The sequence below is a fragment of the Corynebacterium sp. HMSC058E07 genome (assembly GCF_001809885.1).
In the GTDB taxonomy this organism is placed as follows: Bacteria; Actinomycetota; Actinomycetes; order Mycobacteriales; family Mycobacteriaceae; genus Corynebacterium; species Corynebacterium macclintockiae.
Genome location: NZ_KV799271.1, coordinates 1852 through 16419 on the forward strand (window position 1 = coordinate 1852; position 14568 = coordinate 16419).

The 14568-nt window shown below is 59.8% G+C and carries 12 protein-coding genes and 1 pseudogene; 7 read left to right on the forward strand and 6 right to left on the reverse strand.

The window, feature by feature from the left end; all coding sequences use genetic code 11:
• The 4 genes from HMPREF2678_RS03720 to HMPREF2678_RS03735 all read left to right on the forward strand — a co-directional run.
• The coding region (locus HMPREF2678_RS03720) for a non-ribosomal peptide synthetase (RefSeq protein ID WP_141747020.1) at positions 1-1268 on the forward strand (1268 nt) is incomplete at its 5' end.
• Between the two features lie 91 nt (positions 1269-1359).
• Positions 1360-1986, forward strand: a complete 627-nt coding sequence (locus HMPREF2678_RS03725; protein WP_014307391.1) for an MptD family putative ECF transporter S component — start codon at positions 1360-1362, stop codon at positions 1984-1986.
• Positions 1986-2732, forward strand: a complete 747-nt coding sequence (locus tag HMPREF2678_RS03730) for an energy-coupling factor transporter transmembrane component T (protein ID WP_014303365.1) — start codon at positions 1986-1988, stop codon at positions 2730-2732. The genes HMPREF2678_RS03725 and HMPREF2678_RS03730 overlap by 1 nt, the downstream gene beginning before the upstream one ends.
• Positions 2729-4207, forward strand: coding sequence for an ABC transporter ATP-binding protein (locus HMPREF2678_RS03735; protein ID WP_014303364.1), 1479 nt, complete (start codon positions 2729-2731; stop codon positions 4205-4207). The genes HMPREF2678_RS03730 and HMPREF2678_RS03735 overlap by 4 nt, the downstream gene beginning before the upstream one ends.
• Positions 4208-4210: 3 nt before the next feature.
• On the opposite strand, the gene HMPREF2678_RS03740 is transcribed toward HMPREF2678_RS03735, so the two are convergent.
• The 5 genes from HMPREF2678_RS03740 to HMPREF2678_RS03760 form a co-directional block, all read right to left on the reverse strand.
• Positions 4211-5935, reverse strand: a complete 1725-nt coding sequence (locus HMPREF2678_RS03740; RefSeq protein ID WP_014303363.1) for an ABC transporter ATP-binding protein — start codon at positions 5933-5935, stop codon at positions 4211-4213.
• Positions 5935-7635, reverse strand: a complete 1701-nt coding sequence (locus HMPREF2678_RS03745) for an ABC transporter ATP-binding protein (protein WP_237744258.1) — start codon at positions 7633-7635, stop codon at positions 5935-5937. Before HMPREF2678_RS03745 ends, HMPREF2678_RS03740 begins: the two co-directional genes overlap by 1 nt.
• A 93-nt stretch (positions 7636-7728) precedes the next feature.
• Positions 7729-8514, reverse strand: a complete 786-nt coding sequence (locus HMPREF2678_RS03750) for a thioesterase II family protein (protein WP_023018093.1) — start codon at positions 8512-8514, stop codon at positions 7729-7731.
• Positions 8511-9728, reverse strand: a complete 1218-nt coding sequence (locus tag HMPREF2678_RS03755) for a glycosyltransferase (RefSeq protein WP_035001386.1) — start codon at positions 9726-9728, stop codon at positions 8511-8513. The genes HMPREF2678_RS03750 and HMPREF2678_RS03755 overlap by 4 nt, the downstream gene beginning before the upstream one ends.
• A gap of 7 nt (positions 9729-9735) precedes the next feature.
• A complete protein-coding gene (locus HMPREF2678_RS03760; protein ID WP_014303359.1) occupies positions 9736-10365 on the reverse strand; it encodes a sugar O-acetyltransferase in 630 nt (209 codons plus the stop codon).
• A gap of 411 nt (positions 10366-10776) precedes the next feature.
• On the opposite strand from HMPREF2678_RS03760, the gene HMPREF2678_RS03765 reads away from it, so the two are divergent.
• Genes HMPREF2678_RS03765 through HMPREF2678_RS03775 form a run of 3 tightly spaced genes read left to right on the forward strand, consistent with a single transcriptional unit; the run spans position 10777 to position 13413 of the window.
• The gene (locus HMPREF2678_RS03765) at positions 10777-11841 is read left to right on the forward strand and encodes an ATP-binding cassette domain-containing protein (protein WP_014303358.1); all 1065 of its coding nucleotides are present in this window, start codon (positions 10777-10779) and stop codon (positions 11839-11841) included.
• The gene (locus HMPREF2678_RS03770; protein WP_070550974.1) at positions 11838-12599 is read left to right on the forward strand and encodes an ABC transporter permease; all 762 of its coding nucleotides are present in this window, start codon (positions 11838-11840) and stop codon (positions 12597-12599) included. Before HMPREF2678_RS03765 ends, HMPREF2678_RS03770 begins: the two co-directional genes overlap by 4 nt.
• On the forward strand, positions 12592-13413 hold the full coding sequence (locus HMPREF2678_RS03775) for an ABC transporter permease (RefSeq protein WP_070550976.1): 822 nt from the start codon (positions 12592-12594) through the stop codon (positions 13411-13413). Before HMPREF2678_RS03770 ends, HMPREF2678_RS03775 begins: the two co-directional genes overlap by 8 nt.
• Positions 13414-13955: 542 nt before the next feature.
• On the opposite strand, the pseudogene HMPREF2678_RS09985 reads toward HMPREF2678_RS03775, so the two are convergent.
• Positions 13956-14540 (reverse strand): annotated as a pseudogene (locus HMPREF2678_RS09985) (transposase); the annotation flags it as partial.
• Between the last annotated feature and the right edge of the window lie 28 nt (positions 14541-14568).

Genomic DNA, 14568 nt, shown 5'->3' on the forward strand with positions numbered 1-14568 from the left:
TAGCCAAAGACACCATCAACACCACCACCGGGCCCGTCAACGAACGCCTCGGGGTGACTCCGACCGACCGGATATTGGGGATTTCAGAGCTAAACTTCGATCTATCGGTATACGACATCTTCGGGATGTTCGCGCGGGGTGCTACCTTGGTGTTGCCATCTCCAGCAGACAAACGTGATCCGCAGTGCTGGGCAGATGCCGTAACTACGCACTCGGTGACGCTGTGGAACTCTGTGCCAGCACTTTTTTCGATGTACGTGGAACACCTCCGCGAACGGAGCCTCATTGGTTCCTCCGTACGGTCGGCACTACTCAGCGGAGATTGGATACCTGTAAATATCGCTTACCAGGTCAGCACCCTCTTCCGGGACTGCACAGTTTTCGCTGCTGGGGGTGCTACCGAGGCATCGATATGGTCAAACTGGTACGAGGTAGGCGTCGATGATGCCTCGCGTACCAGCATTCCCTATGGAACGCCGCTGGCAAATCAGCGAATGTACATCCTCGATGAGGCCCTGAACCCCCGACCCACGCATGTGCCGGGAGACCTTTACATTGCCGGACGTGGCCTGGCCATGGGGTACTGGAAGGACCCAGAGAAGACCGCAGCATCATTCATCACCCACCCCCGCACCGGCGAACGAATGTACCGCACGGGCGACAAGGCCCTCTACAATCACCTTGGTCACATCATCTTCCTGGGGCGCGAGGACGGTCAGGTTAAGGTCAACGGCTACCGCATCGAACTCGGTGAGATCGAGTCAACAGCACGAAAATTCAACGAACTCCGCGATTGCGTCGCTGTCAACGACCATGGCATTGTTCTCTACGTTGTTACGCATGAGGGCTTTAACATGGCAGCACTCAATAACCACCTCGCCGAGTCTCTCCCTGCCTATATGCGTCCACGCGTGATATCACGCATTGATGGGCTACCACGGTCTTGGAACGGCAAGATTGATCGCAAGAGTTTAGAAGGAAAAACCTTTGAACAACCACAAACAAGGGAACGCTCTCGTAATCACCGAGATTCGGGTATCATTACCATCTTGCAAGAACTCCTCGGGCCCAAGGAGATCAGCATCGACGATGACTTCTTCACCATCGGTGCCGACTCGCTCACGGCCGTGCGGCTTACTAACTCGATTCGTCGAGAAATGTCAGTAGAGATCTCCATACGTGACGTATTCAACCATCCAACGGTCCGAGAATTGTCCGACCTGATCGCCGACATCGTCGGCAGCGACGTAGAAGAAGGCGAAATTTAGAGTTCATGCCACACCTGTTTCACTCACCTGACAAGCCACTTGCCCCCAACCCAGTGCTACGCACAAGCAGCCTAATCTAAAAGGAAACATCATGCCCAGTACTCCCCACACCACCCCGAAAGATGCAAAAGCAGGACGGCTGAACATCACCGACCTGATGAACATCGGCATCTTCTTCGTCATCAACTTGGTAGCCGGCGTGGTCATCGCCTTCATCGGCATCACCCCCATCACCTACGTGATGATCACCAGCGTTCAGGCCCTCATCCTGGGCATCCCGATGATGCTGTTCTTGGCCAAGGTGCACAAGCCCGGCATGGTCTTCATATTCCTTCTTCTCAGCGGCCTCGCCAGCCTGCTGCTTGGTTTAGGCATATGGCCACTGCTGCTCAGCTTGGTCATGGCCGTGTTTGCCGAGTTAATTTTGCGCGCCGGCAAGTATACGAGCGCAATACACAGTGTGATCGCCTATGCCTTTATAGCAGTGTCACCCACCGCATCATATATTCCGCTTTTCTTCACCACTCGGCGCTACATAGAGAGCAGCGGCATGCAGACCAAATATGGTGCTAGTTTCGCGGATGGCCTCACCTCTATTGGCCAGATGACTTGGCTATTCCTCATCATTGTGATAGTAACCTTCGTCTGCGGGATCCTCGGCGGGATCCTCGGCCGGCGCATCTTCACCAAGCACTTCCAGCGAGCAGGAATCGCCTGATGTCGCCCACTTTGCCCGGATCAGGCACGCACACAGCGGGACTCCATCTGGACCCACGCACCACGGTGCTGGTCATCCTCGTGGTGTCCTCGGTGCTCATCTCACCGGCCGGGTCCAGTGGGGCGCTGGGCAGCACCGCCCGGTGGATGCTCATTGCCGTTCCCGGGGCACTTTTCCTCGCCTCCGGCATGGTGGCCGCTGCACTGCGATACGCACTCACCTTCGCGGTGCTCGCCGGCTTTCCTGCGGTGGTGGTACAGGCCCTGCCCGAGCGCCACATCATCGTGGACGTGTGCGCTACGTGGTTCGCAGGGCTTTCGCTCATCCTCCCTGGCATCACGTGCTGCTGGTACCTACTACGCACCGTCTCGGCCAGCGAATTCATGGCCGCGATGCAGCGCATGCGGAGCCCCGACGCCCTGACCATCCCCACGTCCATCATGTTCCGGTTCTTCCCGACGATTCTCGAGGAATACCGCGATATCCGCACCGCCATGCAGATGCGTGGCATCTCGGGCCTGCGCAACCCGATCGCTATGCTCGAATACCGCTTTGTGCCACTGTTGGCGTCCGTTGTGAGCATCGGCAACGAGCTGGCTATGTCTGCAGTGACCCGCGGATTGGGCTCGCCTCGCCGACGAACCACGCTGTGCGAGATAGGCTTCCGCGTAGGCGACGCAATAGTCATAAGCGTGCTCGTCGTGTCCCTGATCCTACTACTGGTAAATATAGTGATGCTGCCGTGATAAAGCTGCACGATGTGTCACTATCCTATGGTCAAAACACAGCGGAGCCGGTGCTGCACCACGTAAATCTCACCGTGGCGAAGGGCGAACTAGTTCTAGTGTGTGGCGAATCAGGCTGCGGTAAGTCCAGCCTGCTACGCCTGATAAACGGCGTGGCGCACACGTTCTGCGACGCCCAGATTTCGGGGGAGGTGCTGCTGGACGACGAAGACATCACTCATGCCCACCCACACGACATCGCCGAACGCGTAGGCTCAGTGTTCCAAAACCCCAAGTCGCAATTTTTCACGCTGGAAGTAGCCAGCGAACTCGCCTTTGGCTGCGAAAACCTCGGCGTGGCGCCCAACGAGATTCGACAGCGTATTGGGGAACTTTCCGCAGATTTCGGCATGGTTCATCTCCTCGACCGGCACCTGTTCACACTTTCCGGCGGCCAGAAACAAAAAATAGCATGCGCTTCAGTGGCCGCGATGCACCCACAGGTACTACTACTAGACGAACCATCATCAAATCTCGACCTCGCCGCCGTCGATGAGCTGCGCCGCATCGTCGCGCAGTGGAAGACACAGGGCCGCACCGTCCTGATCGCTGAGCATCGGCTTTCCTACCTAGTTGACATCGTGGACCGAGTGCTGGTTATGCAGGACGGGCAGATCGCTCATGATCTCAGCGGCTCGGAGTTTCGCACCCTAGACAAGGCCGAACTGTACCGCATGGGCTTGCGCTCAGCGCAGCAGGTCCCCGAGGTGACCCGCGAGCCACGCCCTTCAAGTGGCACGATGGTGCTCAAAAAGCTACAGTTCACCTACCCCAAGGCTACAGAGCCATCCCTGAGCATCAGCCACACGGAGTTGCCGCAAGGACAAGTCATCGGCGTGGTAGGACGCAACGGGGCCGGAAAATCTACCTTTGTGCGCGTTCTGACTGGCCTGGAATCTAAGGCCACCGGCGTGGTGGACATCAATAACCGCTCGCTCTCGGGTCCCCGGCAGCGCCTGCGCCAGTCCTATTTAGTAATGCAGGACGTAAACCACCAGCTTTTCGGGGAGAGCGTGGAGTCCGACGTAATCATCGGCACCAGTGGACCGGATGGGAAAAACGAAGCGCGCCTTACCGAGGTGCTTGGTGCACTTGATCTCGCGGACAAGCGGGCCCGGCACCCGATGTCGCTTTCGGGCGGCGAACGCCAGCGCGTGGCCATCGCCTCAGCAGTCCTAAGTGAGCGCGAGGTAATCGTCTTCGATGAACCCACCAGCGGGCTGGACCTGTGCCGCATGCACCGGGTGGCCCACCTGCTAGACGCCCTAGCCCGGCAGGGCAAGACCGTTTTGGTAGTAACCCATGACATGGAGCTGGTGGCGCGGTGCTGCGATCTTCTCCTGCGCGTGGAAAAAGGCCGCCTTACCGCCTGCGAACCGTGCGATGATCTCGCACTGGCGCGCACGGTGCGGTATCTACGCGGCCGCGACAGCTAGTCCCTACAGCTTCCAGCTGGTGGCGTCGCTCTTTTCACCCCAGAAGCTGCGGTAGCGTGGGGAACTCTCCATGAGTTCCTCGTGGTTGCCGATAGACTCCACGGTGCCGGAGGGACTCATCATCACAATCTGGTCCGCGTCGCGGATGGTGTGCAGCCGGTGCGCAATGACGACGATGGTGCGCTCGGCAGAAAGCGTTTTCATACCGCGCATCACAAGGTGCTCATTCTGCACGTCTAGAGAGCTAGTCGCCTCATCAAGCAGCACGATCCGCGCGTCCTTCAGTAGCGCACGAGCGATGGAGACACGCTGACGCTCACCACCGGAGAGATTCTGCCCGCCCTCGCTAATCAGGGTGTCAAACCCCTGCGGCAGCTGCCGGGCAATCTCGGTGACACCGGCCAACTCCGCTGCGCGGAGCACCTCCTCCCGCGTTGCATTGTGGCAGCCCAGGCGGATGTTTTCATACAGTGTGTCCTCGAAGAGGTACACGTATTGGAACACCATAGCCAGCGAATCCAACACCGCCCGGGAGCCAAGATCGCGAATATCCACACCACCGATACGGATGGTCCCCTGGTCAACGTCATAGAAGCGTGCCGCAAGTTTTAGCAAGGTGCTCTTGCCGCAGCCGCTGGGACCCACCAACGCAGTAGTAGTTCCGGGCGCCACGCGGAAACTCACGTCGCGGACCACTGGGGTGTTGGGTTCGTAGCCAAAGCCCACCCCATCGAACTCGATGCCATAGTCGCGTGGCGCCGCCGGAACCGCAGGCTCCGGCAACACCCGCGCATCGAGGATCTTTTGGATCTCATCTAAGGTATTGCGCGCGGATTCCAAGCCCTCGCCGTAGGGTATGCCCGACATAGCAACGCGAGCCAGGATGAACACCAACACAATGACGCCAATGTAGGTGCCTGCTTCTAGCCAGTGGTTGAGAAGTAGCACGGTGGCCAGGGCATCAATGACCACGGTACCGACCATGATGATTAAAGCCAGACGACCCATGATCATCTCACCTGTCTTCTGGGTGTGCTGCTGGGCGCTAAGCTGCTCTCGAATCGAGGCGCGCACGGCGCGCTCCCCCAGCGAATCCGGCCCAGCCATGCGCAGCACCGGCTGCACCTGGGCGAACTCCAGCACCTCCGCGGCGCCGTGCTCGTTGCGCTCGCCCTTCTGGCGCTCTGCCACGCGGTACTGCCGCATTAGGCGGTTATAGGCGAACCACACCACGGCAGCCACTGCAACGGTAACCAGCCCCAGCCGCCAGTCCACGGCGATGAGAAACACGCAAGCCAAACCGGCCGAGGCAGCACCGTGCAGCATGGGCCGCAGCATCATTGCCGGCGCGTTAGCGGCAAACAGCGCACCGCTGGTGGCTACAACACCGATCTGGCCGGCGCGATCTTCTTCAAAATAGCCCAGGGGTAGCTGTGCCGTGCGATCGGCGATAAGCCGGTGGATGCGCAGCACGTAATCATGCCCCAGGTCCTGGGCAATAACCTCAGTGGGCCAGTCTGCGGCGGCGTAGACGAGGACGGAGATAATGATCCAGGGCAACCATGCTGCGGCCTGCGCGGGATCTTCGCTAAACAGCGTGTCCAAAAACAGTGCAATGAGGATAAGGCCAATGGCCAACGCCACCGCGGAAATCCCAATTAGCGTAAGGACCAGCACCAGACGGCGACGATCAGCCGGACTGCCCAGTGAATAGAGCGTGCGGATCATTATTTTTCCTCCCCTTGGATGCCCGCCTGCGCGGTTTGGTAGCGTGCCCACATCGTGGCGTAGCCCTTGCCTGCCGCCACTAACTCTTCGTGAGTGCCTGCTTCGGTGACCTCACCGTTTTCCAGCATGAGGATCCGGTCAGCGCCGGTGATCGTGTGGAGCCGGTGTGCGATAACTACTAGCGTGCGCCCGGCCACCAGCTCGGTAATGGCCCGCTGGATCGCGGCCTCGGAGTCCGGATCCGCAAAAGCGGTGGCCTCATCCAACACGAGGATCGGCGCGTCGAGCAAGATGGACCGGGCAATAGCCAGCCGCTGCTGCTCGCCACCGGAAAGCTGCGCGTCCTCTCCCACCACCGAGTCGTAGCCGCGCGGCAGATGGGTAATGCGCTCATGAATCTGGGCGGCGCGGGCGGCGCGAACCACGTCTGCGTCGGTGGCCTCCGGGTGAGCGAGGCGAATGTTATCCCGCACGCTCATCCGCATAAGGTAAGGGTCCTGGAAGACGAACCCTACCCTACGGTAGAGCTGGTCAGATCGGAGATCAGTACTAGGGACGCCACCAATGCGCACCGACCCCTCCGTGGGGTCTAATAGCCGGGGGATGAGCGCGGCTAACGTGGACTTCCCCGAGCCGGAAGGTCCCACCACCGCAGTGATGCTGCCGGCGGTAAGTTCTTGGTTAATGCCGGAAAGCACCGGGGTGTCCGGCACGTAGGAGAAGCTTAAATCTTTCAACTCAATTCCGGCGTTTGCAGGCTCCCTGCCGCCAGCAGCGGGCGGCAATACCGGGATGTTGAAGAACTCGGTGAGATCCGCCGCGGCAGCCTTCGCCTCCGAAAACATGATGTTAGTGCGCGAAAGCATAAGCAGAGGCGCGGCGATGTTGTTGATGAACAAAAACGCTGCCAGCACATCGGCCACTGGTACGCCCGCAGACGTGATGAGCCACGGGCTGGCCGCGGCTACCACCAGCAGGCCAAACCCGGTGGAGGTGAAGATCTTCATCAAAGCGGTGGGGTGTACGGTGGCGTGCAACCACTCGCGATAGAACCCACCAAAACTCCGGGAACGACTAAGGAAAATGCTCTCGTCGTAGCCTTCCGGAACAAACACCTTGATAACCGGGATGCCGCGCACCAACTCTACGACGGCGGCGTCTAGCTGCTTCTGGCTGGACTTAAATTTCTCCGCCTTTTCTTGAAACTCGCGCATCATAAACGGCATGGTGGCCACTGCCAACAGCAGTGGTACCAGGCCCAGCAGGCCTATCCGCCAGTCCACCACGAACATGTATCCCAGGCTCAATAGCGGTACGAGTACACCGGCCGAATAATCGTGCGGCGCGTGGGCGATGAGCTGGTGGATCTTGGTGACGTCGTCTTCGATGTAGGTTTTCACAGTCCCCGAAGGTGTCCGCGTAAACCAAGACAGCGGGAGCCTACCCAGCTTGGTAATCTGCTGCTGGCGTAAGTGCTCGCCCAAAAGGCCGTCGGCCTGGTGGCTTACCTGGAGACTCTTCACGGTTGCCTGTCCATGTAGGACGGTGGCCACCATGAGCGCCGCGACTAGCAGCCACAGCTTTGACGCATCTATCGGCTCTCCCTGGAAGGACAGCATTACGGTGCGCACCAGCTCAACCAGCACGATTACCGGCACCAGCGACAAAACCGCCGCCAGCACCGCCAATAGCAGCGACACCGTGATCTGCCGGTGGGCAGGTTGAGATATTTGCCTAAATGTAATGGGTGGTTTTTGTTCGGTCATCGGGGCCTCTTTACTTAACAGTCACAATCACGCATTGTTCCGCGCTAACCAGGCAGTGTTCCCAGTAATTCCCGCTAGAAAACCGGCAAGCAGGTCGAGGAACTCGGTTCCAGTATCGAGCGGGAAGAAATGCCCACCCGGCAGGACCTTCAGTTCAAAACTACCGCTGGTAAAATTTTCCCACCGGGAAAGCATCTCTGGGCTGACAGCTGGGTCGCTATCCCCCGCCAATGCCAGCACAGGAGAGCGAAGCACCGTGGTTGCATGGTGAAAGCCCTCGTGTAACACATAATCGCGACGAATGTCAGCGAGCAGCAGCTTCATCACATCATCATTGGCAAGGATCTCAGGTGGTGTGCCACCTACCTTCTCAAACTCCCTGCGCAGCGCACCGAACCCCATTGACGAGTGGTATTCCCCAGGCACGGTTTCTCCGGGCGCCTGCCGTGCGGCCACCACCACGGCTTCCGGTATAGTGGGCCGATGCATCTGCTGCAGGCAGGCAGCAACCTGGTAGGCCAGCGCTGCCCCCATGGAGTGGCCGTACAACGCAATCGGCGCGCCCGCCGCCAGATCTACTATCTCGGTTGCGCACATATCGGCGAGCTTGTCAAAGTCGCTTACCCATTTCTCTCGGCGACGGGTTGCCTTTCCGGGAAGCTCCACCGGCACCACGTCAATGCTTGGGTTGACCCCCACCCATCCACGATAGACGGAAGCGCTGCCTCCTGCGTGATGGAAGCAAAACAAGAGGGTTCCAGTGCGATGTCCGGCCACAAACGGAAAGACTCCCTCGCAGCTGATTTCTGTCATTTTTCGCCTTTCGCTAGGTCGGACTGATTAAGCACGATTTCTACTGCTGCGACGGTACCCGGGTCTGTGGCAAGCAACTCGGGCATCCTGCGGGCTGCGGAGTCGTATGCTCCACTTACCAAATCGGCAATTCCGGCGGCCAGGGACTGGGCACTCAGTTCGCCTCGCTGGGCGTCAATATAGTTCGGCCCGGCACCGTTTCGACAAACTGCGTTGGCATGGAAGTGTTGGTCACCACCGAATGCAACCGCAAGGCACGGCTTGCCGGCGCGCAGGATCGCCCCGGTGGTGCCCAGTGAGCCGTGGCAGATGCCTGCACGGCACCACGGAAGCACAGTCGCGAACGGGACCCGGGCGACGGTGAGGATTCCTTCTCTCACACCAGGCTCATGATCGGGATCGACGATTATCGCCCGCAGACCATGCTCGATGCACGCGTCTCGAGTCCATCGTTGAAGGTCATAAACGCGATCTGAGACCATACTCCCAAAGCTTGCCAGAACCGGGGCCGAGCCGGCAGCCACAAACTCCTCGACTGCTGGGTCTAGGGCGAGTTCACTGTGGTGCGGGTCAAGCCACTCGCCAGTGACGTGAATGTGGTTTTTCCATTCCGGCGCCGGCGGACTCAACGCGGGACTGAATTGGTAGATCGTGGTTGGTGGAGAGGAGAGCGCTCGCTGACGCAGCCCCAACCTACGGCGCCATGCCGCTATCACTGGGCGCATCGCCCAAGCCATCAGAGTATTGGACATCCAGTGGGTGACCAGAGCTCCGACAGAGCCGTCCAGTTTTCGCGGATCCACGAGGCTGTAACGGAGGCAGGGTTCGGTAGGGAAAACCTGCACCCGAACGCTGGGGACTCCGCGTGCAGCCCCTAACAACCGAGCAACTTCACTGAATTGGGTGTACATGACCACGTCAACGCCATCCATGGCATGCTCTAACACATCGAAAACGTGGGCGTCAGATATCATCTCACGGATACCTAAGACAGTGTCCATCATGCCTTTACTATCGCCCAAAAGGCGCTTCATTAACGCCCGGTAATCACCGGGTAACTCGATGTAGTCCACCCCGTTTGCACGAAAACTCCCGCCGAATTCGCTAAACCCAGCCAAAACAAACTGGTGGCCACGATCTCGAAGTGCGACACCAAGGTGCGCAAATGGCAGCACATCACCCTCAGAACCCAGGACGACCGCGAGAACTTTCACAGCCGTCTCAATCCGTAATCCAACTAGGCCACTCAGGAACCCAAGACTCCCCCATGAGCTTATCTTCCGGGCCAATATCACGAATGACTCGGCACGGATTACCGGCTGCGAGTACCATGGGCGGAATATCTCTTGTCACAACACTGCCAGCACCAATTACTGCACCATGCCCAATCGTGACACCCGCAGTTACCGTGCAATTGCCACCAAGCCACACATGGTCTTGTATGGTGATCGCACCCCCGGTACACACCATGTATTGCCGCTCTACGGGGTCTAAGGCGTGATTGCCAGCAAAGAAGGAACACCATGGACCAACCATGACCTCATTGCCAAATGTCACCGGGGCCATATCAAGTACCGTCGTTCCTCGATTGAAGGTCACGCCATCTCCGACCTTGATTTTCGAGCCATATTGGACATGAAATGGCAGGAAAACCATTAAGCGCTCCCCCAGTTCACCAAGCAGGTCTGCCATCACTGCCTGCTTCTCCGCTGTTTGAAGTGGACGAAGCTGGTTGAGATCGTGACACTTCTCCGCCGCCTCCATCATCTCGTAATAGAGATCCGGGTCCTCAATAGGGCGGAAGGGCTGACCGCAGAGAATCTTATCTTCGATTTGCTCTCGAGAATCCATGGATACTCCTTTGTGCTTGAGAGGCGCGAGCCACAATACGAATTACGGTCAGCCACGCGGTTTGACCCTGACTAGTCGGAATACCCAGATTCTTAGCTCACACTTGGTGGCTTACAGGCCTTCGACTTAATTGTCAAGCATGCCATGCCTAATTATGGTATGCTCAACTTTGCAGCAACCTGCAGCGTCGCCGCCGATCAGCCAACCTGTGCAGCCCTCTCCTGCGGGGCGCTGTGCACGACCCGGTGCCGCTAGACATACATCATTTTCTAAGGATTAGTTGGCACTACCCCAGGCGCTTGCTCCGTGGACCACAATCCATCGTTCGCGGGCAATAATCGGTTTTCCTTCTGCGGTAGGAGAATCGGTGCGCCGTCTAATAGACCGTTGACGTATATCCAGGGATGAATCATGAAAGAAAACCCCACCACGGCAACCGCTAGCGGTGACCCCAGCGCCACCGCAGTCCCCTCAACCAGCGCCCACGCAAAAGGCCGCGACCTGGTGCTTGATGTCCAAGATCTGCGATGTAGCCTGGGAAAAGTCAAGAAGCGAACGGAAATCCTGCGCGGTGTGACCCTCGCCATTCCGCGCGGGGGCATCCTCGCCGTCCTAGGCGCCAATGGTGCCGGCAAGACAACCTTGGTCAATGTCCTTTCCACGCTGCTGCCCGCCACGGGCGGAACCGCCATCATCGATGGCCACAACTTAGCCACGGATCCTTCCAAGGTGCGCGCTTCCATCGCGCTGACCGGGCAATACGCCGCAGTGGATGAGGAGCTTACCGGCAAGGAAAACCTCATCTTCTTTGGCCGCCTGGCAGGGCTTAAAGCTAGCGATGCGAAGGCCCGCGCCGCGGAACTTCTTGAGCGCTTCGATCTGGTTGGCGCCGCCGACCGCCTGGTTTCGGCATACTCGGGCGGCATGCGCCGGCGGTTAGATATCGCCGCCTCCCTCACTGTCCCGCCCGCGCTGCTGTTCCTCGACGAGCCGACCACGGGCCTCGACCCCGCCGCGCGCAGCTCCGTGTGGGATACCGTCCGCGGGCTGGCGGCCGACGGCACCTCGATCCTGCTTACTACCCAATACCTGGAAGAAGCTGACCAGCTCGCAGACCGCGTCGCCGTGCTCGCCGGAGGCAAGGTGCTCGACGAAGGCACCCCCGCCGAGCTCAAGGACCGCTATGGCACCACGGTGTGCCTCATCACGATGTCTAGCCCGGACGATGCCGCACGCCTCACCCACACCTTGCAAGAACACCGCATCGACTGCCGCCAAGAGGACACCGTATTGCGCGTCGATGCGCCCGATGGCCACCGCACCCTAGTCCGGGCGCTGGCCTTGTGGGATGGCGACGACACCTCGGTCGCGGACGTCTCCTTGGTTCCGCCCTCCTTGGACGATGTCTACTTCGCTATCGCCGGGTCCGGCGACATCGCGCAGCAGGCTCCCCACACCGGTGGAGGCTCCCAGTGAACGCGCTCGGAGCAGTCGCTGCCTCGTGGCACCGCAATGTCCTGCGCACCGTCCGCAACAAGGCCGTAATGGTTTCCGCCGTGGCAATACCCAGCCTGTTCATGGTCATCTTTTACGCCACCTTCGCCAAGGCTTCGACGGAACTCGGCATCGATTACGCCGCCTTCCTCCTGCCCGCCGGCGTTATTCAGGCGATTGTGTTCGCCGCCGGGGGCTCCTCCTTGGCGATTACGCGTGACGCCGAAAACGGCATCCACGACCGCATCCGCGCCACCGGGACGCCCGCCTGGGCCACGGTCGTCGGCCGGCTGCTGGCAGATCTCACCCGCGCCGCGTGGTCGTGCAGCATCGTCGTCCTCACCACGATCCTGCTCGGTGCCCGCTACGCTGCCGGACCGGGTCGTATTATCCTTACCATCGCCCTTTTCGCCGCCCTCACCATCATCCTCTCCGCGTTTATCGATGGCTCCTGCCTGTTGGCCCCCAAGCCCACCTCGGCGTCCTTGCTCTTCCAAAACCTCGTGCTGGTCATGGTGATGTTCTCCACCGCATTCGTGCCTGCGGATGCGCTGCCCGGCGGCATTGGCCCCATCATCCGGCACGTACCGCTATCTCCCATCTTGGACACCGCCCGCAACCTACTAGGTGGCGCTGCCCTGGGGGCGCGCGGAGTCGAAGCACTGTGCTGGCTCATCGCCATGACCGTCGTTGGCGTATGGGGCTTTATCACCGCTTTCCAGGGGAGGAAACATGGCTAACCACACCACCGCCACCGTGTCGCACGACACCACCTGGCTGTCCACTGTCGCCACGCATTTTGGAAGGCACCTGCGCGCCGCCCGCCGCGATAGCGCGGTAATTACCAATACCGTGGCTGGTCCCGTTTTGATGTTCCTGGTCATGCGGTGGCTGTTTGGCGACCTCATGGCGGCCTCGCAAGGCTCTGCCACGCTCGACGCGTTACCGCTTACCATCGCGCTCATCCTTTCCAGCGAACTGATGAATGGCACCTCCGCCGCCGCGCAGATAATTAAGGAACGCCAACGCGGTATCACCACCCGCATCGCGACCACGCGCTACGGCACCAGCCCGGAGATCTTCGGCCGCTGGTGTTTCGATTCCTTACGCAGCCTTATCTCCGGCTGCGCGGTGCTGCTGGCTTCCGTGGCTTCTGGCCTGCGTATTCACACGCTGGCCGGGTTTGGCTGGGTGCTGTTAGTCATCATCTTCGGCGCGGTGGTGGCCGCCTCGCTATCGGCCATGGTGGGCGCGATGTGCGCCACCCCGGAGGCCGCCATTGGCCCGGCCCCCATCATCATGGCGGCCATGGCACTTAACGGCGGCCTCGTGCCCGTGGAGCAATTCGCTGGTGTGGTTCAACCCATCGCCCGGTGGAATCCGCTTACCTTCGCCGCCCGCGCCGGCGCCGCCATCGACGGCACGCCAAGCGCCGAAATCCTTGCCACCGGCCAGCCCGGCACCGCAGTCTGGGCTTTCGTGGCCTGGATGGTAGCACTCACCGTAGTGCTGCTAGCCGCCGCAGCTGCGTTCCGCCGCCCCACCATGTCGTAAATAGCGCCGGTTAGCGCGACAGTGCTACTTGTCGCGCGGCGGCGTCCCCAGCGGCGCGGTAGCGCTACTTGCCGCGCAGGGCGCGCCGCCGCGATAAAGAGCTGCGAATCTTTACCCGCGGCCGCGCTAAGGCGGGTAGTGTCGCCGCCGGTTACCGGCAACCAGGCGGCCTCGCCCGGGGCTAGCTCCAGGTCGTTTACCGTGACCACACCAGAAGTAGCCAGGGCGATGGCCGGTCCGGGAAGCTGCGTGGAAACCGTGGTGCCGGCGGGCAAATCGTAGCGGGTCACCGCAAACTCCTGCACCGGCAGCGGGTACTCTACTACCGTCGCGGTGTTGGGCGCGGCATCGGCAACAGCGGCGCTCTCCGCGCCTGCACCATCGCCCAGGGAGGTGTTCCTATATAGTTTGTCAATTCCGTGGGTGAGTTTGTTGGGGGGTGTGAAGGGTTTCTGCTTTTCCTTGTGGATGTTGTTTTCGGGCACGGTGAGGAGCCGATTGGGCTTGCTGTGCAATCGGCTTGAGGTGAGGGTCTGTTGGTTCTAGGCTGCTGCGGCCTCCTGGACTGTGGAGATGTCTCGGTAGAGCTCGCCGTTTCGCATCATGGCGAAGAGAACGTTGAGGCGCCGGCGTGCGAGTGCGACGACTGCGGCGTTGTGTCTTTTGCCTTCTTTGCGTTTTCGTTCATAGAATTGCCGGGAACGCTCGTGGAATCTGATCGATGCAAAAGACGATTGCCATAGGGCGTTCTTTAATTTTTTGTTGCCAGCCCGGCTAGGCGAATTCGACATGATAGACGTTCCTGACTGATTCGTCCGCGGTGATAGCCCTGCATAGGATGCTAGGTGCGCTGCATCGGGGAAGTCGGACATATCGCCAACAGTCATGAGGATCTGCGCTGCGCTACGCGGGCCGATACCAGGCATGGATAAAAGAATCTCGGTCTGCGGAATGTCCTGAATCAGCTTGAGTACCTGCGCTTCGATTTCTTTACGATGCTCGAGTTTGGTTAGTGCATCTGTGGCGGACATTGCTACGCCAAGTTCGGCGTATTCTGCGCCGGCAATGGATACGGTCTGTTCGTGGATGGCAGCAAGCATGGCATCGATGACAGGCTCAGGGGACCTGACCCCCATGTGGTGGACACCTGATATC

What these genes read in the sequence shown, in the direction of transcription:
- HMPREF2678_RS03730 (WP_014303365.1), top strand. Translation starts at nt 1,986, where the DNA reads ATGTCGCCCACTTTGCCCGGATCAGGCACGCACACAGCGGGACTCCAT.
- HMPREF2678_RS03740 (WP_014303363.1), bottom strand. Translation starts at nt 5,935, where the DNA reads ATGATCCGCACGCTCTATTCACTGGGCAGTCCGGCTGATCGTCGCCGT.
- HMPREF2678_RS03750 (WP_023018093.1), bottom strand. Translation starts at nt 8,514, where the DNA reads ATGACAGAAATCAGCTGCGAGGGAGTCTTTCCGTTTGTGGCCGGACAT.
- HMPREF2678_RS03775 (WP_070550976.1), top strand. Translation starts at nt 12,592, where the DNA reads ATGGCTAACCACACCACCGCCACCGTGTCGCACGACACCACCTGGCTG.
- HMPREF2678_RS03760 (WP_014303359.1), bottom strand. Translation starts at nt 10,365, where the DNA reads ATGGATTCTCGAGAGCAAATCGAAGATAAGATTCTCTGCGGTCAGCCC.
- HMPREF2678_RS03725 (WP_014307391.1), top strand. Translation starts at nt 1,360, where the DNA reads ATGCCCAGTACTCCCCACACCACCCCGAAAGATGCAAAAGCAGGACGG.
- HMPREF2678_RS03765 (WP_014303358.1), top strand. Translation starts at nt 10,777, where the DNA reads ATGAAAGAAAACCCCACCACGGCAACCGCTAGCGGTGACCCCAGCGCC.